We start from the raw sequence: 24,723 nt of genomic DNA, 5'->3' as shown, positions 1-24,723 counted from the left end.
TGACTGCACTGAGACGCATCGTCCGTCTCGAGGGATGTTCTGAATCAACTGCTCTGACGGACCGGAGCACCAAGCTCGAACTCCCGCTCGGTGCTCCGCAAACGTATGGCGAGGGACCTCCGGAAGCAACGACCGAAACGCGTGTCGCGGTCGCCAAATCCTCCCCTAACCTTCAAGTGAAGGTTTGAACTGCGGCTCATGAGCCATCCGAACCCTCGTCGCCAACTTCGAAGTCCTCCGCGGACACGTTGTCCAGGAACTCGCGGAATCGCTCCACTTCATCCTCTTCTTCGACGGGCACGTCGACGCCGACCTCGGCCAGGATCTCCTCGTCGACGAAGACCGGCACCTGCGCCCGCAGCGCCACCGCCACGGCATCCGAGGACCGAGCACTGATCCGCTGGTCACCGTCGATGACCAGCTCCGCGTAGAAGATGCCTTCTTCCATGCGGGTGATCATCACGCTGGACAGCTCGTGCCCGAGGCCGGTGAGGACGTCGAGCAACAGGTCGTGGGTGAGCGGTCTCGGCGGGGTGACTCCCTGCTGGGCGTAGGCGATCGCCGTCGCCTCCGGCGCACCGATCCAGATCGGCACGTATCGCTGACCGCCGCGCTCCCGCAGCAACAGGATTGGCTTGTTGGTCGGCATCTCGACCCGCACACCCATCACATCGACCTGTTTCACAGCTCCCACGCTACTCCCGTGCGAGGTCGGCCCGCACCAGTGCGAGGTGCAGCTCCAGGCACTGCCGGACGAGTTCTTCGATGTCGACCTCGTGCGCCATACCGGTCAGCCCCTGCACCAGTGCGACTTCACGCTCGGCGGCCAGCCGGAACGGTCGTAGGTGGCGAGCTTGGATGCCATACGAAAGCAGGGTCGCCGCGGCGTGAGCGACCTGCAGGTCGAGCCCGCTGTAAAGACCCCCGCCTCGGCGCGGATGAGACCGAAGGACTCGAGATCGGCCAGCGCACGGGTGTCCAGACCCGTGGCCCGCTGCAGCTCGGCGCGGATCAGCTTGACGCCCGCGTCGTCTCCTACGGGTGATTGGTCCACCGCCGCCAGCGCCGGGTCGGTGCCTGCGGCCGGTGGCTGCGGGCCGTCGCTCTGTTCACTGGGTCGCAGCCCGCGGTCATAGGCGTCCAGGGCCTCGGCGATGACCTTCAGCGGCCAGTATTTGTCACGCTGGCACTGCAGTACGAAGCGCAAGCGCTCAACGTCACGCTCGGCATACCGGCGATAACCGGACGGGGTGCGCTCCGGCGACACGAGTCCTTGGGCGTCCAGGAAGCGCACCTTGGACAAGGTGAGATCGGGAAACTCTTCCTGCAACCGGGTCAGCACCGCGCCGATCGACAGGCCGGGTGACCCTCCGGTCACGACGTCGGTGCGCCGTAGAAGACCAGACGGAACTTGCCGACCATGACCTCGTCCCGGGTGGTCAGGTCGTGTGAGTCGACCAACTCGCCATTGACGTAGGTGCCGTTGAGCGAGCCGATGTCCGTCACGGCGTAGCCGGCGTCGGTCCGGCGGAACACCGCGTGCCGACGCGACACGGTGACGTCGTCCAGGAAGATGTCGCTGCTCGGATGGCGTCCGACGCTGACTTCAGCGTCGTCCAACAGGAACCGCGCACCGGAGTTCGGGCCGCGCAATGCCAGCAGCAGCGCGGTGCCCGGTCGCAGCGCGTCGATCGTCGCCTGGTCCGAGGATGACAATCGCACCTCGGTGCCACGCGGTTGCTCCGGGGCGGTCTCCTCCACCGGTGTTGCGGAGAATCGCGCGGTGGCATCGCCCGCCTCTTGGGCGGGATCGGCTGCGGCTTCGCCCGGCACGAAGTCGCTGTCGTCGTTGGTCATCAAATCAACCTCGGGGTCGGAGCCAGCAGAATGTCGGAAATATCGATCCTACGCTGAGGCGTGTTCTGCGATGGCAAGAACGTCAGCAACCCGCCGCCATACCAACGCAGTCCAGGCCGGCCGCGTTCGATCAGGACGACTTCGCTCAGCCGAGCGAGGCTTTGTAGGCTTCCACGTCCTGCAGGCCGTCGAGCGCCGCGGCATCCGAAACCTTCAGTTCGTACATCCAGCCCTCGCCGTACGGGTCGTTGTTGACCAGCTCGGGGGTCGCGTCCAACTGCTCGTTGATCGTGGTGACCTCACCGGCCAACGGCGCGTAAAGGTCACTCACCGACTTGGTCGACTCGACCTCGCCACAGGCGTCACCGGGGGCCACGGTGTCGCCGACGGTCGGCAGGCTCACGTAGACGACATCGCCGAGCGCGTCCTGTGCGAACGCCGAGATACCGATCCGCACCACGCCGTCGCCCTGGTCCTTCACCCACTCGTGATCGGGGGTGTAACGCAGGTCAGCGGGGTATTCCAGGTCGCTCATGAGTCTCCTTGACGTTGATTCTGAACAAGCACAGCGAGATTGGGTTCCGGCGTCGCGCTGTCGCGGGTCACGAACTGCTGGGCTGAGCGTAACGAGGCTTGCTCGTGGGCCGCAACGCAGTCACGTCAACCCGCTTCGCGGAGGTCACCGACGGGGTCGCTCCCAGCTGCTTCAGTGCATCGACCACGCCGCCCGGAATGGCCATCGCGGTCGCCATCGTGTGCGGGTCGCCGATCGCGGTGATGACGTATGGCGCTTGGACCGGCTTGCCGTCAGCCACCATCCCGCTGGTGCCGGAGTCCGTGAAGTAGCTGTCCGCGACGATGCGGACCGCATCCAACTGGATCGCCTCCGCACCGGCGTCGCGCAACTCCTCAACCGCGTTGAGCACGTCGCTCGGCTTCACGACGTTCTTCGGGTCCTTGATCGTGATGCGTATGCCGGGCCCGGTCGCCGGGAGGGTTCCGGCGAGGATCCCGAGGGTCTGCAGCCGGTCGGTCGCTGCCTGCAGTGCCGCTTCGTCACCACCGGAGCTCTCCAGTTGTGTCTTGGTCCGGGTCAGTCGGTCGGCTTCCTGGCTCAGCTTCAGCGATTGCTGGTTGACGCCGTCGAGCAGGGCGACCAGGTCTTCCTGACGCAGGTTCTCCAGTCCGGACGAGCGGGTCTCCTGGACCTGCGCAACCATCGCGAATCCCAGCAGTGCGGCCAGGATCGTGATGAAGCCGTTCGCACGAGTGAGCCGTGGCCGCGCAGCGCGCCACAGCCGCGACCAGCCGGTCCGGACCGGCTCATCCTCGGCCGCCGGGGACTCCTGCGCATTCGTCTCGGGTGTCATGCGTGGAAGAGGTGCCGCCGGATTGCGGCGACGTTGCTGAAGATGCGGACACCGAGGACGACGACCACGCCGGTGGACAGTTGCGACCCGACGCCGAGCTGGTCTCCCAGGTACACGATGAGCGCTGCCACCACGACGTTGGACAGGAACGACACGACGAAGACCTTGTCGTCGAAGATCCCGTCGAGGACGGCACGCACCGCGCCGAAGACGGCGTCGAGCGCGGCAATCACCGCGATCGGCAGATAGGGCTGCAGCGACAGTGGCACGTCGGGATGCAGGACGATGCCGACGACGAGACCGACGACCAAGCCGATGGCCGGAATCATGACCCTCCTTCGGGGCTGCGCGACGCTGGCGTCGCTGGAGATGGGGATGCGGCGCGTGCATGGCTGAGCGCCGCGGTGGCGGCGGCCGGCACCGTCACGGAAGACTTGCTGGTGAGCTTCTCCTGTATGCCGTAGGTCCCTGCGAGTTCGCGCAGGTAGGCACCGCCGGAGTTGTCCTTGAAACCGGCTGCGACGTCGGGGCCGCCGATGACCGCCACGTCATACGGCGGTAGCAGCGCGCGGAAGTTGACGAGGATCGCCTCACCCGCGAAGCGGATCGCCGTTTGGCTGGTCAGCCGCTGGCCGTTGATCGAGATCGCTTCGGCGCCGGCCTCCCAGAGCCCATTGACGATGATCTGCAGATCGGTGGAGGTGAGACGTCCGGTATCGGACGTGTCGGTCCGGGGTTGCCCTGTGCGTCGGTGCCGGCGCCGGCCGCGTCGTTCAGCGTCAGCACCAGGCCCGGTCCCTGCGCTGCCGCTGTGCCCGTGGTCAGCTCCAGCGCCTTCAGTCGGTCGGCTAGCGACGTATCGTGCTGGCGACTCAGCGCCTTGGCCTGCAGCTCGTTGATCTTCGCCTGCGTGCTGTTGATCGTCCGGCTGTCCTGGTCGATCGTGCGCTGCCGGTCGTTGATGCTGCTGATCAGCTCGGAACGCCTCTTCTCCGAGGCCGCCTGCGGCAGTCGCAACGCATGGGCCGCGACCGCCAGGCTGAGGCCGATGACGACGAGCGTGACGATGAGCAAGGGCGAGCGCAGCCCGACCGAGGAGGTTTGCCCTCTGCCGTGCGCTTGCTGGCTGCCGCCGCGTAGCCGGGGTCGAGCGGTGCCCGCATCAGGTTGTTGATGAGGGACATCGACTGCGCGGGGTCAGCAGGACCGGCGATGGCCGGCCGCGGAGGCTTGCCGTCCGACTCCCGTGGGCGGTCGGTCATTGCGCGACCGAGGCGCTGGCTCGTTGCGTGGGCAATTCATTCCTCATTGCCTACACCGCCTGTGCCTTCTGGTGAGACCGGACCATCCCGCGGACCTGACCGACATACATGAGACCGGCCAGCCAGTAGAGAACCGTGCCCCACCAGACGAAGGACCAGCCGATCGGTCGGGCGACGTCGCCCCAGCCGTTGTCGAGGCTGCCGAGGAGGACGAGCGGGAAGCCGTAGATGAGGCAGAACGTCGCGGCCTTGCCGATGAAGTGGACCGGCGGGATCGGCAGGCCGTGCTTGCGCAGCGCCGGGCCGAGGGCGAACACCATCACTTCCCGCAACAACAGGACGGCAACCAGCCACCACGGGATGATGTGTTTCCACGCCAGCGCGACGATCGTGGACAGGATGTAGAGCCGGTCCGCGGCCGGGTCCAGGAGTTGGCCGAGGCGGGTGACGAGGTTGAATTTCCGCGCGATTTTGCCGTCGAGATAGTCCGTGACGCCGGACACGACGAGCAACCAGAACGCCCACAGTCGGTGGTCACTGGCCATCAGCCACAGGAAGACCGGGACGCCGACGAGGCGGGCGATGGACAGCAGATTGGGCACTGTCCAGATCTGCCGGCTCAGCGGCACCGTGTCACTCACGGACCCAGGCTAAGTGGTGCGCGCCCGATGGGTGCGCACCTGCCCACCGTGAGTCAGGTCGCGGCCCCGATCGTTATGGCGCGACGACGCGGTCGGGGTGTGTGCAGACGGTCATCCGGCGGTCGCGGGTGTAGGCCACGAGCGTGACACCGAGCCGGTCGGCCGCCTCGATCGCGAGACTCGACGGCGCCGACACACAGGCCAGGACGGGTATGCCGGCCATCGCGACCTTCTGCACGATCTCGAAGGACGCCCGCGACGAGACCATCGCGACCAGGTCTTCCGTCGACTGCTCCTGCAGCAGCGCCCAGCCGGTTACTTTGTCGACCGCGTTGTGCCGGCCGATGTCCTCGCGTATGACGAGCGCGTCGCCCTCGACGGCGAAGAGCCCGGCAGCGTGCACTCCCCGGTCTCCTCGAAGACGGTCTGACCGTTGCGCAGCAGGTCCGGCAACTGCGCGATGCGCTCAGCCGGCACGCGCAGGGTGGAGGTGGCGACAGCTGCGTCATACGCCGGAGAAGCGGTGATGGCGTCGATGCTGGTCTTGCCGCACAGGCCGCAACCTCCGTGCGAGATCAGGCTTCGCTGGGCTGTTGCGGGCAGGCCGGCGGCCTCTCGCAACTGCAGTTGCAGGACGTTCATCAGCTCGGTGTCCGCGCAATAGCGGGCGATCAGCACGTCCTCGCGAGCGCGGATGATGCCCTCGGCCTGCAGCAGCCCGTGGGCGAGCTCGATGTCGTTGCCGGGCGTGCGCATCGTCACGGTCAGAACCTCGTCGTCGACGCGGATCTCGAGCGGCTCCTCGACGGCAGTCGTCTCGACCCGGGTGCTGACCCCGTGGTCGAGGTCGATGCGAACGACCTTGTGTCTGCTGGTGATTCGGCCCATGAGCGTCGTTTGTCAGGCGCTGCGTCGGAGCGGGGAAATGATGCGCTCAGGGATCTGACTGACGCGTGCCACGCCCCCACGATCGTCCAGCGTGACGACCGATGCGGCGTCGACTCGTGTCACGCCGGTCTCTTCGCGCAGGATCCCGCTGGAGGCCACGACGCTCAGGCCGTCGCGCTGCAACAGGCTCAGATCGAGGTATGGCGGGTGGGTCGTGTAGTCAGCCGGCCAGACCTGGACGTCGGCGGGTTCCGCCTCGGGGTCGTGCAGGCTGATCAGGTGCAACTCGCGCGGGGTGAGCAGCAGTGCGTTGAGGCTGCTGGCCGACATACCGTGCCAGCGCATGCGGGACAGGACCCGGCCCGCTGCGTGCGCGACGGCAGCACTGCCCTGCTTGTGCCCGATGTTGCTGCGCAGCCGGGAGAAGTAGCGCTCGCTGTCGGTGCTGCCGGCCGGCTGCGACGCGCCCGGTGGCAGGAGCAGGTCGACTTTGTCCTGCGGGAAGATCGCGCCGTTGTGCGCGAAGGCCGTGCCGCCGGCCACGAACGGATGGGTGTCGACGACTTCGAGCCCGAGCCCGGGTGTCGCCAGCCGAAGGTGCAGCAGACCACGGCGAGTCCTGGTCTCGTGGACGAAGCGCAAGAAGTCACCATCGTCGCCCGCGGCCAGCGCCGATCGATGGGCGTGCAATTCGGCATCGTCGTCGCCATACCAGGCCATCCCGCAGCCGTGCGCGTGCACCGCTGCCAACTCCTGCAGGCGCTCCAGCGCAGGGGCGCCGAGCAGCTCCGCGACCGTCACCGGGCGATCGGACGACCAACCGAGCAAGCGACACATATGACCTCCGTCCAGCCGCTTCGAAGGCGGCACGATTGCTGCTTCCATGATGCGCTCGAAGTCATTGCGGTCAGCCGTCGGGGCGGTCGTATCCGCGCTGTTCTGCCTGCGCCTGTGCGAACTTTTGTGGAAGTTCGCCGATAATGGCGTGCAATCGCGCGTGGCGGCGGTGACCATTCCTTGGTAGAGGAAGGAGGTCCACTGTGTCGGTCCTGGTGCTCAACGCGGGCTATGAGCCCCTGCACACCGTGTCGGTCAAGCACGCCATGAACATGCTGTGGCGTGGCGTCGCCACGGTCGAGGAGTCGCATCCCGAGGAGACCTTCGGACCCTTCCCGATGCCGACCGTGTTGCGGCTGGTGCGCTACGTGAAGATGACGTGGGCCTACGCCAGGCGCGGTGGACTGAAGCTCACCGAGGCGAGCGTGAAGATCACCTGGGAGCAGTTCTCTCGCGGTGTGCCGACCTACAGCCAGGCGGGTGTCCTCAAGCGTGACAACGGGCAATGTGCCTACTGCGGGCAACCGGTCGCGACGACGATGGACCACGTCATACCGAAGTCGCGCGGCGGCTCGACCACCTGGGACAACGCTGTCGCCGCGTGCGAGCCGTGCAACCAGCGCAAGGCCGACTACAGCCCGGAGGAGGTCGGTATGACGCTGCTGTGGGAGCCGTTCGTGCCGACCCGTGAGGACTTGGCCTGGTAGCTGCGGGCGGCTGCGCTGAATCCTCGGCGCAGCCGGTCGGCCCGCAGGGCCGCGGTCGGAGCACCGTGCAGGTCCGCGAGCGCGTCCAAGGCAGCGGCCGTGGCGTCGACGCCGCATGCGCGTGCGGCGTGATCATCTGCCGACATCTCGATCAGCAGATGCACGGACTTCTCGAACGCACGAGCGCCGCGCAGCGACGGGAAGCAGGCGACGTTCACTGCCGCGATGCGCAACACCAGATGATGTCGCCGCAGCAGGTGACAGCGTTCATGGTGCAGAACAGCTCGCAGCTCGGCCGGGCCGAGCGCATCCCGCAACCCGCGGGTCACCAGGATCCGGCGCCCGCCGAACTGCTCGGCCAGGGCGAGCAGAGCCGGGCTGTCGACATACAGGACCTCCACGCCGCCGATGTGCTCCCGGTCGTATGTCGCGGTGCGCGCGACCACGTTGAGCCGGCGCCGTGCGCTGCGGTCGGCGTCCGCGAGGGCTCGGAACGCTCCCACACCAGAGCGAGCACTCCACCGATCGCTGCGAGACTCACCCATGCGGCGAGGTTCAGAGCGGTCTGCTCCAACCACGCTGCCGGGTCCGGAGGTCGGGTGGCATTACGCACGGTGCTGAGCAACGCGCACAATGCGCTGGTCGCGAAAAGCGTTGCACCCGTAGCGATCAGCCCGATCCAGCACCTGATCGCCCGGTCAGGTCGGCTCACGGCCCACCGCTCGTTGCGCAAGGCATAGGGGGCGAGCACGACGACGGTGACGGCAAGCAGACACGGCACGAGCGCAACGACCACGACTAGGACTCCCCCAGCACCCGGCGCAGGACGTCGAGGTCGGTGCTGTCCAACTCGCCGGCGAAATGTGTCAGCGCCGCACGCCGGTCACCCACGTGGTCCAGCGCCTCGGTCATCGAGCGGGCGGCCGCGTGAGCGTCGGTTCGTATGACGCTGAACAGCGCCCCGCCTGCAGCGGGCGTGCGCTGGACGAGTCCTTTGGCCTCGAGACGGCTGAGCACCGTGAGCAACGTTGTCCGTGCGGGCTGGTCGGCGTCGAACGCGTCCCAGAGCCGCCGGCTGGTCACTGGACCGTCATACGACCTGAGCAGGCGAAGTACTTCGTCCTCCAGCCCGCCATGGCTGCGTCGCGTCACTCGATGTCCGTTCTCGTCAGAGGTCGTGCGTGATTCTACAGATCGTAGAACTACGTGCCACTGGCGCATCGCCGGTCAGCGGGTCACCGAGAGACCGGGAACACCAGGTGCGTGACGCGATCGCCCTGAATGCAGACCGTCGGGTTGTCCAGTAGGACGTCCTCGGATGAGAGCTCGCCGAAGAAGGGGCGATTTCCCGAGCCCATCACCACCGGCACCAGATCGACGGCGACCTCGTCCAGCAGGCCCAGGTCGAGACACTGTCGGGCGATGGTGCCTCCGGTGACGGACACAACCGCATCGCCGGCGAGCTCCTGTGCCCGCGCGATCGCGGCAGTGACACCGGAGGTCCGCCGCCGCCAGCGCGCCTGCCAACCCGCCGCCGCCCCAGACGATCACGTCTTCTCCGGGCTCACCCTTGACGGCGGCGATCTCGGCCGCCAGCTCACCTCGTGCGCTGCGGACGACTCCGTCAAACGACATCGACATGTACAGAACGACGTTTCGCATGGTTCTCGCTCCTCGCACGCGGCCGCCCCTCGTGAGCGACCCATACTTCGTCCACGAACGCATCTGCTGCGGAACGACACCTGTCCTGGAGAACAGGATCGGCGGACCTCGAGTGCCGCCGAGGATCCCGCGATGTGGGTGCATGGGGACATACTCAAGATATGAGCAGTCAACTGGTCGAACTTCCCGGAAGCTACCGTCGGGCCATCGGCACTCCGAAGGGCTCCGTCCGTCCCGACGAGACTGTCAACGCGACGCTCGTGCTGCGCCGTCGAGCCGAACTTCCGGCGTATGACGCCTCAGCCCGCATACTTTCCAGCGCCGAGCTGGCGACACGGTACGGCGCCGATCCGGCTGATGTTGCTGCGGTCCGGGAGGCGGTGATCGGAGCCGGTCTGACAGTCGCCGAGGAGCACCCCGAATCCCGGACGGTCCGCATCGTGGGCTTTGCACCGGCCTTCGCGAGCTTCTTCGGCACTCGACTACAGACGGTCGAACACGCCGGTGGTGGCCCCGCCCACCGCACGCGTGACGGGTCACTGTCGGTGCCTGCTGGGCTCGACGGCATCGTCGTCGCGGTGCTCGGTCTCGATAACCGGCCACAGGCGGCCACTCGCCACATCGTGGCCGACCTCAAATCGGTCTCGACGTCATACACGCCTCTCGATCTGGCGACTGTCTACGGCATGCCGCAGGCGGACGGATCCGGGCAGACGATAGCTCTCATCGAGTTGGGCGGTGGCTTCGGCCAGTCCGATCTCGACTCCTATTTCACGGGACTCGGCCTGACGTCACCAAAGGTCACAGCCCAGGGTGTCGATGGCGCACAGAACGTCCCCGGCCAGGACCCACAGGGCGCCGACGGAGAGGTCCTGCTCGACATCGAGGTCGCCGGCGCAATAGCGCCCAAGTCCTCGCTGGTTGTCTACTTCGCCCCCAACACCGATGCCGGGTTCCTCGACGCTGTCACGACCGCGACCCACGCGTCTCCGGCACCGGTCGCGATCAGCATCTCCTGGGGCCAGAGCGAGGATCAGTGGACGCAGCAGGCCCGCAACGCGATGGACAGTGCATTCGCCGACGCGGTCGCGCTCGGCATCACGGTGATCGCGGCCGCAGGTGACAACGGCAGTGGCGACAATGACACGAGTGGCAGCCAAACGCACGTGGACTTCCCGGCATCAAGCCCGCACGCCCTTGGCTGCGGTGGCACCACACTGCAAGCTTCTGGCGGCACAGTGCAGAGCGAAACCGTCTGGAACGACGGCGGATCCGGCGGTTCGACCGGTGGCGGGGTGAGCGATACGTTCCCCCTCCCGACCTGGCAGTCGGCGGCGGGCGTCCCGAAGTCCGCAAGCGGTGGCACAGGTCGTGGCGTGCCCGACGTCGCTGCCAATGCGGACCCGCAGACCGGTTACCGGGTCTATGTCGACGGCTCCGCCACGGTGATCGGTGGCACGTCGGCAGTCGCACCACTGTGGGCGGGGTTGGTCGCTCGGATCGCGCAGCAGACTGGCAAGCGACCTGGGCTCCTCCAGACGATGCTCTACGCGTCGGTCGCCGCTGGGAAGCCCGCACCCGCACTGCGCGACATCACCTCCGGCACCAACGGCGCCTACTCCGCCGGCCCGGGGTGGGATCCCTGCACCGGTCTGGGCGTGCCGGACACCTCGACCACGACGGCATTCGGTGGCTGATGTCGCCAAGTCCAATTCGCCAGGAGGTAACGATGAACGCACCCGAGAAAGCCCCACTGTTGGTGCGCTGGATGCTGCAACTCGAGCAGTCGAAAGCCCTCGACACACCAGTGCGCGCCTTCGAGCCGAAAGTCCGAAGCATCTTCGGCAGCGGAGCGAGGGGATCCGTGCTCCGCGGTGACTGGCTCGGGCACAGCCTTCACCCGGTCCTCACCGACATCGCGCTCGGCACGTGGACGTCGGCGAGCCTGCTCGACCTCACGGGAGGACCTCAGTCGTCGGCCGCTGCCCAGCGGCTCGTCGGCGCCGGCCTGCTCGCCGCCGGGCCCACCGCCTGGACCGGATGGGCGGAGTGGTCGGCCGCCGCGCCTAACGCCAAGCGAGTGGGCCTCGTCCACGCCGCCACCAACGGCGCCGCGATCAGCATCTACGCCGCCTCGTGGATTGCGCGCCGTCGCGGACGACACACCTCAGGTGTCCGACTCGCTGTTGCCGGAGCTGCCATCTCGACCGTCGGCGGTTACTTGGGCGGCCACTTGGCGCAAGGACGCAAGGTCGGCAGCCGACATTCCGCTTTCGACGGGAATGACAGGAACCACGCGTGACGGTCTTCCTCCGTCGGACCGGTCACACGCTCCCAGCGTCATGTTGCCCGACATACCCTCGGAGTGACGGGACTTGAACCTGCGACCCCTCTCACCCGGCGATCACACCGGATCTCCGCCCATCAGTTCCGCGCCCGACCTGTTGTCTCGATCGAAGCACGACGGCAATACCAGTAACACCGGGTGGGAGGCGAGAGTGCCCCAATACGGGTCACGGCTCCCTCGTTTCGCGATCATCCCGAGAACTGCGACGAGTAGATCGGGCAGTACAGCTTCACTGCGGTTTGCTCGAACTCCAACACCTCGGCAGCGGTGAACTGTGGGAGGCCCTTGCGTGAGATCGCGTCCGCATGCGAGGCCGACGATCCCGTATCCATTAATGCGCACAGCGCCTTCGCTGCCGAGACCGTCGTCTTGTCGACCTTGCGCGTATCGCTGTCGACCACAGTGTCGGGGTCGACGTGGATTGCCTTGTAGTAGATGGCTGACAGCGGAGGGACAGTTGAGGTCGGTGTCGGTCGCTCCGTCGTCGTGGTGTCCGGTGAAGGGGTGTATGTCGACGTGGTGGTAACGGCTGCCTTCGTCTTTGTCGCTGTGGCATGCGATCCTGCACCGCCACACCCGGCCAGCGGCAGAGCAACCGCGATTGCTGCCAGTGCCATGCCCGATCGTTTGCTCATGACCCCTCGCTTTCCTCGCAACACCAGCTCTGACGGGCCGGCGTCCCCAAGCCATACTCCCGCGCGAGCTTGGACACGTAGCTCTTGCAGGGAATCGCGAGCGTCGCAAGTGACAGGTCGGGTGCAGAGCGCTCGGGCACGACACACAGCTCGCGGCGGGTCCACGGGAGCTGTGGCTGTCGGGTGTGGCGCTACACCGGGTCAGTTAGTCGGCGCCGTCGTCGCGCTGGTCATCGAGCGCGCAGTACCCGGTCGTGCCTGGCACGCCGCTGTGGATGGGTGTCCAAGGTCATGAGCAACAGCTCGGTGTCGATCACCTCGAACACTTGCAGCCACCCGGCACGCGGCTGCGGCACAGGTTCAGAGGGTGCCAGCTGCGGTGAGCCGCATGAAGACGATGAACGACGCTCGGGCGTCGTCGTATGCCGTCTGCTGCGGCCCGGTCGGGAGGCCCCACTCCATGGTCACGTCGACGGCCGTGAGAAGCCGGTCGGCGTGTGACTGTGCGTCGTCATCGAGCAGGACCGCGAGCGCATCGGCGGCCCGGCGGGCGCCGATCTTTCCCTCTCGGATGATCCGGAAGGCCTCCTGCCGGTCCAGCTCCGGCCCCGGCCTCGGGTCGCTGTCGCGGGCCATGAGTTCGCCGACGGCCCGGCCGAGTTGGCTGTGTCCGCGCCAGACCTCGTCGCACGCCGTCAAGAACGCGACGGCCTCCACCCTGGCAAGGTCGGCGACCCGGTCCCTCTCGGCCTGCGAGCGCGCCTGGCGCCCCGCCAGCCAGGTCGTGACGACCCCGAGAACACCACCGAGGGCCACACCGCCGAGCGCCACGAGCGCTGATCCCCAATCCATCCGTGGAGTATGCCGAGCCCGCGGTTCCCCCGCCGGGTGCCGACCCGGCCTCGGATCCCCGTCGAGGTCCGGCTGGTGTGGGCCGACGGCGAGGAACAGGTTCCCGGGCAGGCGATCCGGTGGACCGGCCGCCACGTCTTCGTCGCTGTCTGGCACCCACGCGTCACTCCGGTCCACGGTGTCTGGGTCGACGCCGCCGACGTCCGCCGCAGGTGACGTTCTCCCGTTCGCACTGCCCGGCAACCGTCGTGCACCTACGCTTCCCCCAACCAGGAGGTAGGGAACCACGATGGTGTACCGATACGAGATCAGCGGACCGGCACGGGAGGGCGAGTTCTTGGGCGAGTTCTCCACCGCCGAAGAGGCTTGCAAGGTGCTGGTCGGCCACGTCGACGACCCAGAGTTCACAGCGAGAGTCGACCAAGCAGCCGGTGGCCCGGTCGAACACGACGGCCGCACCTACACCGTGGTGCAGGTCTAGACGTGGCCACGACGCTGGCGATCATCGCGATCGTGATCGCCCTCCTGTCGGCCGGATTCACCGGCTGGCAGGCGTACACGGACCACGACCGACGGCGGGAAGAGAAATCCGACCGCCGCACCCGCGTCGCCGCCGCGGAGAAGGCCGAAGTTCGCGCGACCTTCAACGGGCAGCAGGTCGTCGTCGAGAATCGTGGCCCGGCTACTGCGCATAACGTCACGGTCGAGTTGAGGCCAGCCGAGGGTGAGGCAGGCGAAGCGCCGACCTGGCTTGGCATGTCCGATGCCCTGCCAGAATTACCCAAAGGCAGCTTCTTCAGAGGCGACCTCGCAACCGATTACGAGACGGCAGCCGCGTTTATCGCGATCGTGACCTTCACTGATGGCGCCGGTAACCACGTCGAACCGTTCCCGATTCATCGGGCGAATCCGTCCGGTTGACGCCGGACACGAACCAGAACGGGTTCGGGCAGGCAACGACCAGGTCGCTGCCGACGAAACCCGGTCCGCGATCGAGGCTGGGATCGGTGACGAACCGGTCGACTGGTTCCCCGAATCCGACGATTTGCACTTCTTGCGGCGGGCTCGCTTCGCCCGCTGCAGCACCGATCACTTCGTGGGTGCCGCCGCCTTCTCCGTCACGGTCACTCGCAGTTCCGTGGGTTCAGGGGCGCGGGCCGAACCGTTGCGCGGCAGCCTGTTTCGACACACCGAGCGCGGCACCGATCGCCGACCACGGGTCGCCTGCCTGCCGAGCGGCGGCGACCGCGTCACGCAGTTCACGTTCTGCGGCTTCGAGTCGTTCGGTCGCCGCGATGATCCGCCGGAAGTGGACCGCGTCGCGTGCGGGTGTGGTTGCCGGGTCGAGGAGTCGAGCCCGGTTTCGTCCTTGTGTTTCGTCACCATGTCGTCGTCACCTCACAGGTAGTCGTAGAACTTCGGCCGAAGCCCGTCCGCGTGGATGATCCGAGTCGGTGTGTCCGCTGGCACGGCGACCAACTCGAGCAACCGGCCCGTGTCGTCGGGTCCGATCACGAGGAGCCGGTCCTCGCCGTCGTACTCGAACGGCACGAACCGGAGCGCGCTCTTCCAAGCGTGCTCGATGTCGGCGTCGTCGACGCCGTGTTTGCGGGCCGATCCGAGGATCTCCACACGTCAAGGCTACGTTGACCCGCACGAATCGTCAATGATTCGTTGACGTGCATTCCGGCGAGTACGGCGACCACTACCGGCGCGCCTACTTCGTCCACTTCCCCGTCCACGTTCAGGGCAGCCTGGCCGCGTCGTGGGCGCTGTCAATGCTCGCGGCCGGGAAGCGGGACCACGAAAAGCACTACTGGTCAGGCGTTCGCGGACAGCCTCAGAAGTCTGAGGGAATCAACTACCAGGCACCTATCCACGTTGTGAGTCGGTCGCTGGGTCATAGCTCCATAGCGATTACAGCCGACACCTACGGGCACCTGACCGACGATGCAGCTAGCTCCGCTGCTGCCACTGTTGCCGACGCGCTAGGGCTGTAGGGGTCAACTTCTGACCCTCGCGGGGTCAGAAAAGGGGTCAAACGCGAAAATCGCCCCCATTATCGGGAGCGATTCTCACTTTCAGACTCGAAAACCGTTGTCCTGCAACGATTTTCACTGTCGGGATGACAGGATTTGAACCTGCGACCCCCTGTTCTTGTCGCACGCCGCAGTGGCTTTGCGCCTGAGTGCCGGTTTATGCGGTTGACCTGCGGAAACGTCATGCCGACGCGCCGCCTTGATGACCAGAGATGCGCCCATCTGCCCGGGTTTGCGTGAATAAGTGGTGAATAAGTGTGTCACCGGTCGACGACCGTTGACGCGGCTGACCCGGCTCGTGGGCGGTGAGAGGACGACAACGGACACGCGACGTGACAGCTGCACAGCGACTGGTCGGCCCGCTCGAGTTGCCGCACTTGGGGTTGGCGTTCTCAGGCGGTAGCGCTCTGGTCGAGCTCTTCAATGGTTGCCAGAGACGGCGTCGTCGTCGTCTGCAGATCGTGCGCAACCTGCTCGACCGTGCGCATCACCCGAAGCACGTTGCCGCCAGCAACTTTGGCCAGATCATCGTCGGACCAGCCTAGGTCGGCCAGCTCTGCGAAGAGGCTCGGGTAGCACGACACGTCATCCAGGCCCACCGGCAGCCGGTCGACACCGTCGTAGTCGCCGCCAACACCGATGTGCTCGACGCCCACGACCTCACGCAGGTACTCGAACTGAGCGACAACATCCCTGATAGTTGCCACCGGCTTCGGGTGTTGCTGCTGGCGAGCAACAGTGAACTCGGCGAACTTCACATGATCCTTCAAATCGATCCCGGCACCCAGAGCCACGTCGCGCGCCTCGTCCTGCCAGTCGGCACAGGCCTGCGAGACGAAGTCCGGCACAAAAGTGGACATGATCACGCCGTTGTTCGCCGTCAACATGGCTAGGACATCGTCGGGTGCGTTGCGCGGCGAGGAGCACACCGCACGTGCGCTGGAGTGGGAGAAGATCGCCGGAGCCGCCGTCGTGGCGAGCGCATCGCGCATCGTGTCGGCGGACACGTGTGACAGGTCAACCATCATGCCGATACGGTTCATCTCACCCACGACCGCGCGCCCAAACACGCTCAGCCCGTGGTTGGCCGGGACGTCCGTGGCCGAGTCGGCCCACGGGTTGTTGTCATTGTGGGTGAGGGTCATATAGCGCACACCGAGCACGTGCAACATCCGCAAGGTGGCTAGCGAGCTGTCGATCGATTGCCCGCCCTCCGCACCCAGGAGCGAGGCAATCCGCCCGGAGGCAAACACAGCCTCCACCTCGTCGGCCGTCCGCGCCAGACCGAAGTCGTCACCGTAGCGCGCGATCATCTGATGGACGGCATCGATCTGCTCGAGTGTCGCAGTCACCGCCGTCCCGCCGGGAAGGTTCGAGGGCACGAACACCGACCAGAACTGAGCGCCGACGTGGCCCTCGCGCAACCGGGGTATGTCGGTGTGGTTGCGTCCGCTTGTGTCGGCCCCGATGTCTAGCTGGTTGAAGTCATAACCGACGCCCTGCCTGGCACACCACGGCAGGTCATTGTGCCCATCGATCAGGGGGTGTTGCTCTAGCAGCGACTTGATGTGGGCCAAGGCATGTGCGGTCATAAACTCATCAGATCAGGAGTGGTGGTCGATGTCACGATTTGAACGTCCCGGGTCAGGTCAGAATTGAGCATACAATCACCGCGATCGACCCGGGTGCTCTGGAGTTGATCAGCAAGCCGCGTCGCACACCGATCCACAGAACTTGACAATACCTCGCAAACGTATTCCGTTCGGATGAACTGCCTTACGTCTTGTGGTGCCTCTACTATTCGTACATTCCGCCGACTCCTCATGAAACCGGTCCGGACAATGGAATAGTGCCTAGGCCGTCGACCTTAGGTATCGCGCCGAGCAACTGCTTGGTGTACGGGTCACGCGGAGTATCCCAGATCTGAGCGGTAGGCCCGTCCTCGACAATTTTGCCCTTATTCATCACGATGACGCGGTCTGCGATTGTTCGCACTACGGCGAGGTCGTGGCTGATGAATAGGAGCGACGCTCCGGCATCGAGGGCGACCTGCCGCATCAGGTGCGCCAGCCTGGCCTGGAGCGAGGCGTCCAGGGACGCGATCGGCTCGTCGCCGATGAGGAGTCTGGGGCCACACGCGATGGCCCTAGCGATCGCGATGCGTTGCCGTTGGCCACCGGAGAACTGATGTGGAAACTTGGTAGCCGCATCTTCGGGTAGGTCGACCTGAGACAAGAGCTCCGGCACCGTTGGCGCGCCGCCCGAGTTCGCTCGACGGCCATCCTCGATCTGCTGTCCGACCTGACGGCGCGGATTTAAGGATGCGTACGGGTTTTGGAACACCATTTGTATTTCGCGAAGACTATTCGGCCGCGGCCGGATGCGTAGCGGCGTGACCTCGCGTCCGTCGAAGGTGATGGTTCCCGAAGCCAGCGGGGTTAGGCCACACACGGCCTTGGCCGTCGTGGACTTTCCGCACCCCGATTCGCCGACTAGGCCGACAACTTCCCCTGGGCGAACGTCAAAGGAAATGTCGTCGACAGCCACGAGCGTGCCTCGGCCCGGCTGTCTGTAGTTGACCACGGCGTGGGAGACAACAAGTTCACCCGACATCATGCCCTCCCGGTTCCACGCTAGCGCCTGACGCCGGCGTTTCCTGCTGGGGTAACGACTCGATCAGTTCTTTGGTATACGGATGGTTCGGGTGCCGAATCACCTGATACCGAGCGCCGTGCTCCACGACCTTGCCCTCTCGTAACACGGTGATGTTGTCCGCCAGAGACGACATCACTCCGAAGTCGTGCGTGATCAGAATGATGGTTAGCCCGAGCGAGTCACACAGTTCGCGCAGGAGTGCAAGAATTCCCGCTTGGACAGTCACGTCAAGTGCTGTCGTCGGCTCGTCGGCCACAAGGATGGCTGGCTCACACGCGATCGCGCCAGCAATTGCCACCCGTTGGAGCTGGCCACCGCTGAACTGGTGTGGGTAGCGTTTCATCGCCAGCTGCGGGGAATCGACCCGGACGCGCTCGAGCAGCTCCACGGCCCGTCGCTGCGCGGCCCGGCGTGACAGCCCTAGGTGATGACGGACGTGATCGGTCATCTGCTGGCCGATCGTCAGCATGGGATGGAAGCTTGAGGATGGGTCCTGAAACACCATCGCCAACTCTTTGCCGCGCAACGCGTTCATGTGTTTCGCGCCGAGATCGAGTAGATCCTGGCCGCGGAAGGTGATCGAGCCACTCACTCGCGAGCCCGATGGCTGCAGGCCCAACACGGTCAAACCGGTGATCGTCTTGCCGGAACCGGACTCCCCGCAAGTCCCATGACTTTCCCCGCGGGTACCTGGATATCGATCCCACACAAGATCTCGTGGTTGCCGAGCGTCAGTCGCAGGTCTTCAATTTCCAGCGAATTGGACGCGGCCGTTCCGCCTGTCGACTTCTCCATCACAGAGCACCGCTCTCGCTGATGGTCTCTTGCATTCGTGGGTCGAGCGCGTCACGCACGGCATCACCAATCAAGTTGAACGCAACGACGACTGTGAAGATCGCCAGGGCCGGGAAGGTTGCCATCCACCAGGACGAAATGTACTGGACGCCATCCGAGGTCATCGATCCCCACTCGGCTTCGGGCGGTATGGCCCCGAGGCCGAGGAATGACAGGCCGGCAAGAGCGAGAATCTGATTACCGAAATCCAGTGTCGCGAGCACCAGAATCGGTGAGATTACATTCGGTAAAATGTCCTTCCGAAGCGACCTGTGCCAACTGAAACCCATCAGCCGGCCCGCGATCACGAATTCACGGTTTCGTGTTCCCAGAACGAGCGACCGTGCAATCCGTGTGTACTGGGGCCAGCTGACGAGAAGGATCGCTATGACTGCGTGGCGAATACCAGGTCCCGTGGCGGCCACGATGATCATCGCCAAGATAACCGACGGAAAGGCAAGCACCAGATCTGTCAGGCGCATGATGATCTCGTCGACAGCCTTGCCGAAGTAGCCGGCGATCATCCCAAGGATCGTGCCTACTGTCATCGAGACGGCTACCAGCGCGATGGGCCATGGAATGGAGACACGTGCGCCGGCGACAACGCGAGAGAGTATGTCACGGCCTAGCTCGTCCGTGCCGAACCAATGAGCGCTACTCGGTGGTCGCAACGTATCTGAACTCTGCGTTAACGGGTTGGTCGGTTCGATCAACGGCGCAAAGATTGCGACGAGAATCCACAGCACGATCACCACCGAGCCAGTGATGGCCAAGGGACCACGCCATGCCTTGGGGATATGCAGGAATTGGGTCAGACGCCGCCTGTGTTGTTTGGAGACCGTCGGGCCTTTCGTCAATGTGGACATCAGCGTCTCACCCTTGGATCAATGATCCCGTACATCAAGTCAATAATGAAGTTGAGGATAATGTACACAGTTCCGATCACGATACCCGATCCCATAATCGCGGGGATATCCAGGTGGACCGCCGCGCTGAGAGAATACTGACCAAGCCCTTGCCACGAAAAAATCGACTCGGTCAAAACGGCCCCCGTGAGTAGGGACCCGAACGCTAGGCCCGACATCGTCAGGATGGGCAGCATTGCTCCTCGTAATACATAACTGAAGGTCACTACGCGAGATGGTAGCCCCTTCGCGCGTGCTGCCGTAATGTAGTCTTGATTGACCACGTCAAGGAGTGCAGATCGAAAGAATTTGATCAGCAACGCGAGAGTTAACAAGGAAAGCACGGTGACTGGAAGAATCAGATGTTCTAATGCGTTACCGAGAACGCTCCATTGCCCGGCCAGCGCCGCGTCGACCGTGTAAAGACCTGTCACTTTCGGAGGCGGAGACAACGCGGGGTCGAGACGCCCGGACCCAGGAAGTAGGTGCAGGGTGTACGTCATCAGGTAGAAGAGGATCATCGCGAGCCAGAAGATCGGCACCGAGATCCCGGCGATGCTCACGATTCGAATGATCTGGTCAATTATTCCGCGATGGTGCAAGGCTGCATATAACGATAGGGCAAGCGCGATCACGATCGACACGATCATCACGTAGATCGCTAGTTCCATCGTCGCTGGGAAGGCGATGGACAGATCGTGGGATACTGGATCCCGGGTCTGTGTCGACGTCTCGAAATCAAAATGCAACAGCCGTTTCAGGTAAAGCAGATATTGCACAGGAAGAGGCTTGTCGAGTCCCAGTTCATGCGTTGTCTGCGCAACGATCTTCGGGTCGTTCATCGCCGTCTCGCCAAGGACGGCCGCGACTGGGCTCGCGGGCACGAGAGTGGTAAGAATGAAGGTGATCAGCGTGACACCCCAGATCAGTAGCACGCTGATCCCGGCCCTAATCGAGATGTACCGCACGAGTGGGTGACCCGACTTTAGCGTCACCGATGGCTGACCCGGCACCTCTTCCTCAGCCGGTGGCGGATCGACACGACTACTTGATATCACGAAACTCGGTGGTCCAGATCGGGTTGGAAGGCACGTTCTTGATCCCCGCTGCGTAGATGATCAGCGCGCCAGGCTGCAGGAGCGGCACGAACGGGCCATCCGCGTTCATCTGCTTCTGGACAGACTCCCACGCGGAGACTCGTTTAGACGGATCGGACGTGGTCAGCGCCGTCGTCAGCAGCGGCTCAACCTTGTCCGCACTTGAACTTGTGCCAGTCTTCCATGCCACCCGCTTACCGAGATTCTGGCCCGGACCGAAGGCGATATAGTCGGATGGGTCGGGGTAATCGGCTCCCCAGCTCGCCAGGCCGGCAGGGAAGGTCCCACTACGGTATGTCGACAGCGACGTGACAGAAGGTTGCGGAACAAGATTCAGATTAATCCCGACCGCGGACAACTGGGCCTGGATCTTCTGTGCGATCGTCGTGTACGAGGCGTTACCGGCGCTCGCCTGACTGTCTACGGTAAACTTGATCGGCTGTCCATGATATCCAGACTTCTTCAGATACCTCTTCGCTTGCACGGGATCGTAGGTGTTGTGGGAGTCGCTCTTGAGGGCCCCGATAATCCCTTCTGGGATGACGCCGCCTGGCTGGGTTGACCCCGGGCCCGCGAGCTTGATGAGCGAGCTATAGTCGATCGCATGTCGGACGGCCAGAACGAAGTTGTTGTTTGCGACGGGGCCACCGTATTTGGCATCAGTGTTGAACCATGCGTAGATGGTGTTCAATGACGGGCTTGCGGTCTCGGCGAACTTCTTCGAATTGACCATCTGCGCCGCGCTCTGCGGATCGACGTCCAGCGCGAGCTGCGCCGTCCCGGACTGCAGATTTACCTTCTGAGTCGCTGGAACGACGTTCTGGATAACAACCTTGGAGTAACCAGGAGCCGTGCCGGTGTAGTGCGGATTCGTTCCCAACGACACGCTCGTTGCGATCTGAGAGTTCGTGATCTGGTACGTGGCACTACCAAGTGAGTGTTCATCGAGGTATTTCTGCGCCTTGTCCGACGACGTGGTGGTTCCACCATGGGCGACAAGGACTTTCTTCTCAAGAATACTCAGGGCGGGGTTCGGCAGGATCGACGGCAGAGCGGGGTTGGCCACACTACTGGTTAGAGTCACCGTGGAAGGACCTGACTTCTTGACGACCACCGGCTTGCCAGAGGGATCGTTGAGAAGGAATGAAGGGTTTCCACCGATGCCTTCGAGCCGGTTGTAGGAGAAGACGATGTCATCAGCTGTGACCTTGGACCCGTCGGCGAACTGGTGGTCACCGGTCAGTTTCAGGGTCACGACCCGGTCATCGGACGATCTAGAATACGTCGCCACCTCCGGGTAGAGCTTTGACGTCTCGTTGCCGTGATAGGTCAAGGCCGTTTCGTACACCTGGTGCTCGATCATGACGTCGGTGAACTCGAAAGCTCGTGCAGGGTCCAGCGTTTTGAGGTCGAAGTTGTTGTTGACGACGAGCGTTTTCCCCGAGGAGCCATTCGAATTTGAACTCTTGCTCCCACCCGTGCATCCGGAGACGGTGAGAGAGAGCGCCGCGATTGCTGCCAGTGCCGTGACCGGATTCTTCCAACGCATCATGAGGTGTACCTCCAGTGTGCGTATCGCTTCGGCGCAGTGGGCATGGCGGTTGCACCCCACGCTTGAGTCAGACTAGTTGCGCGTGTCATGAGCCCTCCTTGGATCGATGTGACCGGTTGTGCTGCCGTGGCCCGGCAAGCGGGTACGAATTACCATTTCCTGTCGAACGCGGGTGCGTGGGTGTCGAGCATGTCCTCATAGGTTTCACGACGCACAGCAAGGCTGGCCGATCCGTTTCTGCAGAACACAATCGGTGGACGCCGGGCGCCGTTGTAGTTGTTCGCCATCGTGTAGGAGTACGCACCTGTTACCGGCATGAGCAGCAGGTCGCCAACATGTGGATCGACCAGCAGTGCATCGCTAACCATCCGGTCCCCCGACTCGCACTGCCTTCCGACTACCTCGCAGCGGGTGTCCGGCTCACCCCTCATCTTTGTCGGTAGGCACGCCTCGTACTTCTGGCCGGTAAGGGCGATGTCCATGTTGTCCGCCATGCCGCCGTTGATGGCCACGAACGTCTCTCCGGTCCGCTTCACGGTGTCCACTCGATAGAGGCTGACCCCGGCTCGAGCAACCAGGGAGCGGCCCGGCTCGATCAGAAGGGTTGCATCGGCCGGAAGAACCGCCCGAGCCGCGTCGACCACGGCGTCCAGGTAGTCATCGACAGATGGCGCAATCTCGTCTGCGGTGTACTGCACTCCGAGGCCACCCCCGATGTCGTATCGGTCGTACTGCCCGATATTCGCGATCGCCTTGACGGCCTGCACGAAGGGATCCGTCTGCAGCACCTGCGATCCGATGTGCAGGTGCAGACCCGCCATCTGGAGCAGCGGATGCTGCACGATCCGATCGACCGCGATGGCGACCTGATCCAGTGGGAGACCAAATTTTGAGCCTCTACCACCGGTGATCTGTGACGCATGAGTGTCCGGGCTAATCTCCGGTATGACCCGGATGAGGACAGCCTGAGGCGTCTTTGCGAGCCGGTCCAGGCGGTCCAGGTCATCGAAGTTGTCGACGATCACCGCCTGGATGCCGGCCTGTAACGCCATCGTCAGATCCTCATCGGACTTGGCGTTGCCGTGCAGGTAGATCCGTGCCGGATCAACCCCGGCCGCCAGCGCCATCATCAGCTCGCCACCACCCGCGACGTCGATGCTGAGCCCTTCTGCCGCAGCCATGGCATACATCGCGACGCACGGAAGCGACTTGGATGCAAACAACACTTCTGACTTCGGCCACCTGGCTCGCAGCCCGTCGACGTATTTACGAATCTGGCGGCGCAGACCATCCTCATCGAATACGTAGGCAGGAGTGCCGAACTTCGCTGCCACTTCGTCGACACGACAGCCACCGATGGTCAGCACGCCATCGCTCGCCACGTCCGACTCCTCGGGCAGCACCTGCGACAGGTGCTCGTACACCGGACCAAGGGCGCGAAGACTACGGTCCATCTACATCCTCCAGGTTGGTGCCACGAATGCGCGGAACGGTCGTGCTGCCAGTCTGTTTTGCTCCAGGGGCCACGCGCTTCGTCGGATCCGCTAGAGTCAACAGGCGTTGCTTGTCGGAATCGCCAAAGAAAGGACCTTGCATGCCGCGCGATGAAATGCTGATCACCCTTGCTGGGCTGGTGGATGCCCTAGGCGCGCAACTCATCCGCCCACTCACCAATAGCGCAACCATGACAGCACCAGTCTCGGTGCCCGTGATCTATGACCCAGCAGACGAGATCCCGGACGTACCCGGTGGTGTGCTCCTACTTGTTGGTCTTCACCCCGACGACGAATCGGCGGCGCTGGCTATCGACGATGCGGGTCACCACGGATTCAGCGCGGTGGTCATCAAGCTGCGCGGCCAGTCCCCCGACCGGCTCCTCCTGCGCGCACTTGAGGCAAGCTGTGCGGTGCTGGCCGTGGATGACGCGGTGCCATGGCGGCAGCTCGACAGGCTGATAACGGTGGTGGTCGGCGGCGGCTCCGGAGGTGAGAGCGGCGACGCCGGCCAAGAACTGTTCGTCCTCGCCGACGCGATCGCTGCAGCCGTGGATGGAGCGGTGGCGATCGAGGACCTCGACCGCAACGTGCTCGCTTACTCCAACCTTGAGCGGCATAAGGTCGATCGCATGCGGCGCAACGGGATTCTCGCCCGTCGAGTGCCCGACATGGACAAGAATCTGCGCCAGTATCGCGACGTCATGCAGGCCGAGGGGTAGTGCACTTTCCCCTCGACTCCGCAGATGGCGAGCTCCCTCGGTGCGCCGTCGCGGTGCGCGCGGGCCAATACGCGGTCGGAACCATCTGGGTGATCGAGCAGGACAGCGCTCTGGACAACGATGCCGCAGCGACACTGCTGGACGCGAGCAGGCTCGCCGCGGTCTACATTCTTCGGCTTCAGAGCGCCGTCGATGTCGATCGCCAAGTCCGTGGTGAATGGCTGCGCACACTGTTGGAGGGACACACATCAGGATCTGTGGCCGCCGCACGATTCGGGCTGACTCCATCCCTGCCGTCTGTCCTCCTCGGCTTCCTATTGCGTGCCGACGACCAGGAGAATCAGCCTCTAACGCGACAACTCGCCTCT

31 protein-coding genes and 1 pseudogene are annotated in these 24,723 nt (G+C 64.4%); 7 read left to right on the top strand and 25 right to left on the bottom strand.

Features of this window, described 5'->3' with window-relative positions:
• Positions 1-196: 196 nt before the first annotated feature.
• The 11 genes and pseudogenes from ACFQDH_RS16965 to ACFQDH_RS16915 all read right to left on the bottom strand — a co-directional run bounded on the left by ACFQDH_RS16965 (position 197) and on the right by ACFQDH_RS16915 (position 6,855).
• Complete coding sequence (locus tag ACFQDH_RS16965) at positions 197-685, bottom strand: bifunctional nuclease family protein (RefSeq protein ID WP_382403575.1); 489 nt, start codon at positions 683-685, stop codon at positions 197-199.
• Positions 686-790: 105 nt separating this feature from the next.
• The gene (gene ftsR / locus ACFQDH_RS16960) at positions 791-1,378 is read right to left on the bottom strand and encodes a transcriptional regulator FtsR (RefSeq protein ID WP_382403574.1); all 588 of its coding nucleotides are present in this window, start codon (positions 1,376-1,378) and stop codon (positions 791-793) included.
• Positions 1,375-1,857 (bottom strand): FHA domain-containing protein, encoded by a 483-nt coding sequence (locus tag ACFQDH_RS16955; protein ID WP_465253881.1) that lies wholly within the window; start codon positions 1,855-1,857, stop codon positions 1,375-1,377. The genes ftsR and ACFQDH_RS16955 overlap by 4 nt, the downstream gene beginning before the upstream one ends.
• A gap of 145 nt (positions 1,858-2,002) precedes the next feature.
• Positions 2,003-2,392: a glycine cleavage system protein GcvH gene (gene gcvH / locus ACFQDH_RS16950; RefSeq protein ID WP_382403572.1), complete on the bottom strand. Its 390-nt coding sequence runs from the start codon at positions 2,390-2,392 to the stop codon at positions 2,003-2,005.
• 67 nt (positions 2,393-2,459) lie between these two features.
• On the bottom strand, positions 2,460-3,227 hold the full coding sequence (locus ACFQDH_RS16945; protein WP_382403571.1) for a DUF881 domain-containing protein: 768 nt from the start codon (positions 3,225-3,227) through the stop codon (positions 2,460-2,462).
• On the bottom strand, positions 3,224-3,556 hold the full coding sequence (locus ACFQDH_RS16940; RefSeq protein ID WP_171157714.1) for a small basic family protein: 333 nt from the start codon (positions 3,554-3,556) through the stop codon (positions 3,224-3,226). The genes ACFQDH_RS16945 and ACFQDH_RS16940 overlap by 4 nt, the downstream gene beginning before the upstream one ends.
• Positions 3,553-3,909, bottom strand: a complete 357-nt coding sequence (locus ACFQDH_RS16935) for a DUF881 domain-containing protein (RefSeq protein WP_382404890.1) — start codon at positions 3,907-3,909, stop codon at positions 3,553-3,555. Before ACFQDH_RS16935 ends, ACFQDH_RS16940 begins: the two co-directional genes overlap by 4 nt.
• The gene (locus ACFQDH_RS16930; protein ID WP_382403570.1) at positions 3,849-4,301 is read right to left on the bottom strand and encodes a hypothetical protein; all 453 of its coding nucleotides are present in this window, start codon (positions 4,299-4,301) and stop codon (positions 3,849-3,851) included. Before ACFQDH_RS16930 ends, ACFQDH_RS16935 begins: the two co-directional genes overlap by 61 nt.
• 238 nt (positions 4,302-4,539) lie before the next feature.
• Entirely contained in the window at positions 4,540-5,130 is a 591-nt protein-coding gene (locus ACFQDH_RS16925) for a CDP-alcohol phosphatidyltransferase family protein (protein ID WP_382403569.1), read from the bottom strand.
• A 73-nt stretch (positions 5,131-5,203) separates the two neighbouring features.
• Positions 5,204-5,886: pseudogene (locus ACFQDH_RS16920) on the bottom strand (formate dehydrogenase accessory sulfurtransferase FdhD).
• Between the two features lie 144 nt (positions 5,887-6,030).
• Positions 6,031-6,855 (bottom strand): class II glutamine amidotransferase, encoded by an 825-nt coding sequence (locus tag ACFQDH_RS16915; RefSeq protein WP_382403568.1) that lies wholly within the window; start codon positions 6,853-6,855, stop codon positions 6,031-6,033.
• Between the two features lie 203 nt (positions 6,856-7,058).
• Here ACFQDH_RS16915 and ACFQDH_RS16910 point away from each other — a divergent pair, with 203 nt between their 5' ends.
• On the top strand, positions 7,059-7,562 hold the full coding sequence (locus tag ACFQDH_RS16910) for an HNH endonuclease (RefSeq protein ID WP_382403567.1): 504 nt from the start codon (positions 7,059-7,061) through the stop codon (positions 7,560-7,562).
• On the opposite strand, the gene ACFQDH_RS16905 is transcribed toward ACFQDH_RS16910, so the two are convergent.
• The 3 genes from ACFQDH_RS16905 to ACFQDH_RS16895 form a co-directional block, all read right to left on the bottom strand.
• A complete protein-coding gene (locus tag ACFQDH_RS16905) occupies positions 7,487-8,107 on the bottom strand; it encodes a M56 family metallopeptidase (protein WP_382403566.1) in 621 nt (206 codons plus the stop codon). The two genes, ACFQDH_RS16910 and ACFQDH_RS16905, sit on opposite strands and share 76 nt — an antisense overlap.
• Positions 8,108-8,360: 253 nt before the next feature.
• Entirely contained in the window at positions 8,361-8,714 is a 354-nt protein-coding gene (locus ACFQDH_RS16900; RefSeq protein ID WP_382403565.1) for a BlaI/MecI/CopY family transcriptional regulator, read from the bottom strand.
• A gap of 83 nt (positions 8,715-8,797) precedes the next feature.
• Positions 8,798-9,007, bottom strand: a complete 210-nt coding sequence (locus tag ACFQDH_RS16895; RefSeq protein ID WP_382403564.1) for a hypothetical protein — start codon at positions 9,005-9,007, stop codon at positions 8,798-8,800.
• A gap of 378 nt (positions 9,008-9,385) precedes the next feature.
• Between ACFQDH_RS16895 and ACFQDH_RS16890 the strand changes: the two genes are divergently transcribed.
• Entirely contained in the window at positions 9,386-10,921 is a 1,536-nt protein-coding gene (locus tag ACFQDH_RS16890; protein ID WP_382403563.1) for a S53 family peptidase, read from the top strand.
• Positions 10,922-10,953: 32 nt separating this feature from the next.
• Positions 10,954-11,526: a DUF2231 domain-containing protein gene (locus ACFQDH_RS16885; protein ID WP_382403562.1), complete on the top strand. Its 573-nt coding sequence runs from the start codon at positions 10,954-10,956 to the stop codon at positions 11,524-11,526.
• A gap of 233 nt (positions 11,527-11,759) precedes the next feature.
• Here ACFQDH_RS16885 and ACFQDH_RS16880 read toward each other — a convergent pair whose 3' ends face one another.
• Together ACFQDH_RS16880 and ACFQDH_RS16875 are read right to left on the bottom strand one after the other, a co-directional pair.
• Positions 11,760-12,206: a DUF732 domain-containing protein gene (locus ACFQDH_RS16880; protein WP_382403561.1), complete on the bottom strand. Its 447-nt coding sequence runs from the start codon at positions 12,204-12,206 to the stop codon at positions 11,760-11,762.
• A 360-nt stretch (positions 12,207-12,566) separates the two neighbouring features.
• On the bottom strand, positions 12,567-13,058 hold the full coding sequence (locus ACFQDH_RS16875; RefSeq protein ID WP_382403560.1) for a hypothetical protein: 492 nt from the start codon (positions 13,056-13,058) through the stop codon (positions 12,567-12,569).
• Between the two features lie 9 nt (positions 13,059-13,067).
• Here ACFQDH_RS16875 and ACFQDH_RS16870 point away from each other — a divergent pair, with 9 nt between their 5' ends.
• The 3 genes from ACFQDH_RS16870 (at position 13,068) to ACFQDH_RS16860 (ending at position 13,979) form a co-directional block, all read left to right on the top strand.
• Positions 13,068-13,274 carry a hypothetical protein gene (locus ACFQDH_RS16870; protein WP_382403559.1) on the top strand — a complete coding sequence of 69 codons (207 nt, stop codon included), beginning with the start codon at positions 13,068-13,070 and terminating at the stop codon, positions 13,272-13,274.
• 73 nt (positions 13,275-13,347) lie between these two features.
• Positions 13,348-13,539: a hypothetical protein gene (locus ACFQDH_RS16865; protein ID WP_382403558.1), complete on the top strand. Its 192-nt coding sequence runs from the start codon at positions 13,348-13,350 to the stop codon at positions 13,537-13,539.
• Positions 13,540-13,541: 2 nt separating this feature from the next.
• Positions 13,542-13,979 (top strand): hypothetical protein, encoded by a 438-nt coding sequence (locus ACFQDH_RS16860; RefSeq protein ID WP_382403557.1) that lies wholly within the window; start codon positions 13,542-13,544, stop codon positions 13,977-13,979.
• 168 nt (positions 13,980-14,147) lie between these two features.
• On the opposite strand, the gene ACFQDH_RS16855 is transcribed toward ACFQDH_RS16860, so the two are convergent.
• From ACFQDH_RS16855 to lysA, 9 genes are all read right to left on the bottom strand, one after another.
• The gene (locus ACFQDH_RS16855; RefSeq protein WP_382403556.1) at positions 14,148-14,444 is read right to left on the bottom strand and encodes a hypothetical protein; all 297 of its coding nucleotides are present in this window, start codon (positions 14,442-14,444) and stop codon (positions 14,148-14,150) included.
• A gap of 12 nt (positions 14,445-14,456) precedes the next feature.
• Entirely contained in the window at positions 14,457-14,690 is a 234-nt protein-coding gene (locus ACFQDH_RS16850) for a BrnT family toxin (protein ID WP_382403555.1), read from the bottom strand.
• Positions 14,691-15,489: 799 nt separating this feature from the next.
• On the bottom strand, positions 15,490-16,689 hold the full coding sequence (locus tag ACFQDH_RS16845; RefSeq protein ID WP_382403554.1) for a dipeptidase: 1,200 nt from the start codon (positions 16,687-16,689) through the stop codon (positions 15,490-15,492).
• 229 nt (positions 16,690-16,918) lie between these two features.
• A complete protein-coding gene (locus tag ACFQDH_RS16840) occupies positions 16,919-17,713 on the bottom strand; it encodes an ABC transporter ATP-binding protein (protein ID WP_382403553.1) in 795 nt (264 codons plus the stop codon).
• A complete protein-coding gene (locus ACFQDH_RS16835; RefSeq protein WP_382403552.1) occupies positions 17,700-18,380 on the bottom strand; it encodes an ABC transporter ATP-binding protein in 681 nt (226 codons plus the stop codon). The genes ACFQDH_RS16840 and ACFQDH_RS16835 overlap by 14 nt, the downstream gene beginning before the upstream one ends.
• Before the next feature lie 166 nt (positions 18,381-18,546).
• Entirely contained in the window at positions 18,547-19,452 is a 906-nt protein-coding gene (locus ACFQDH_RS16830) for an ABC transporter permease (RefSeq protein ID WP_382403551.1), read from the bottom strand.
• Positions 19,452-20,459, bottom strand: coding sequence for an ABC transporter permease (locus ACFQDH_RS16825; RefSeq protein WP_382403550.1), 1,008 nt, complete (start codon positions 20,457-20,459; stop codon positions 19,452-19,454). Before ACFQDH_RS16825 ends, ACFQDH_RS16830 begins: the two co-directional genes overlap by 1 nt.
• A gap of 76 nt (positions 20,460-20,535) precedes the next feature.
• The gene (locus ACFQDH_RS16820) at positions 20,536-22,140 is read right to left on the bottom strand and encodes an ABC transporter substrate-binding protein (RefSeq protein ID WP_382403549.1); all 1,605 of its coding nucleotides are present in this window, start codon (positions 22,138-22,140) and stop codon (positions 20,536-20,538) included.
• Between the two features lie 149 nt (positions 22,141-22,289).
• Complete coding sequence (gene lysA / locus ACFQDH_RS16815; RefSeq protein ID WP_382403548.1) at positions 22,290-23,594, bottom strand: diaminopimelate decarboxylase; 1,305 nt, start codon at positions 23,592-23,594, stop codon at positions 22,290-22,292.
• 140 nt (positions 23,595-23,734) lie between these two features.
• On the opposite strand from lysA, the gene ACFQDH_RS16810 reads away from it, so the two are divergent.
• The gene (locus ACFQDH_RS16810; protein WP_382403547.1) at positions 23,735-24,355 is read left to right on the top strand and encodes a hypothetical protein; all 621 of its coding nucleotides are present in this window, start codon (positions 23,735-23,737) and stop codon (positions 24,353-24,355) included.
• Positions 24,356-24,723: the final 368 nt, after the last annotated feature.

Source organism: Flexivirga alba (assembly GCF_042661025.1).
Classification (GTDB): Bacteria; Actinomycetota; Actinomycetes; order Actinomycetales; family Dermatophilaceae; genus Flexivirga; species Flexivirga alba.
This window is presented reverse-complemented; position numbering and strand designations above follow the sequence as displayed.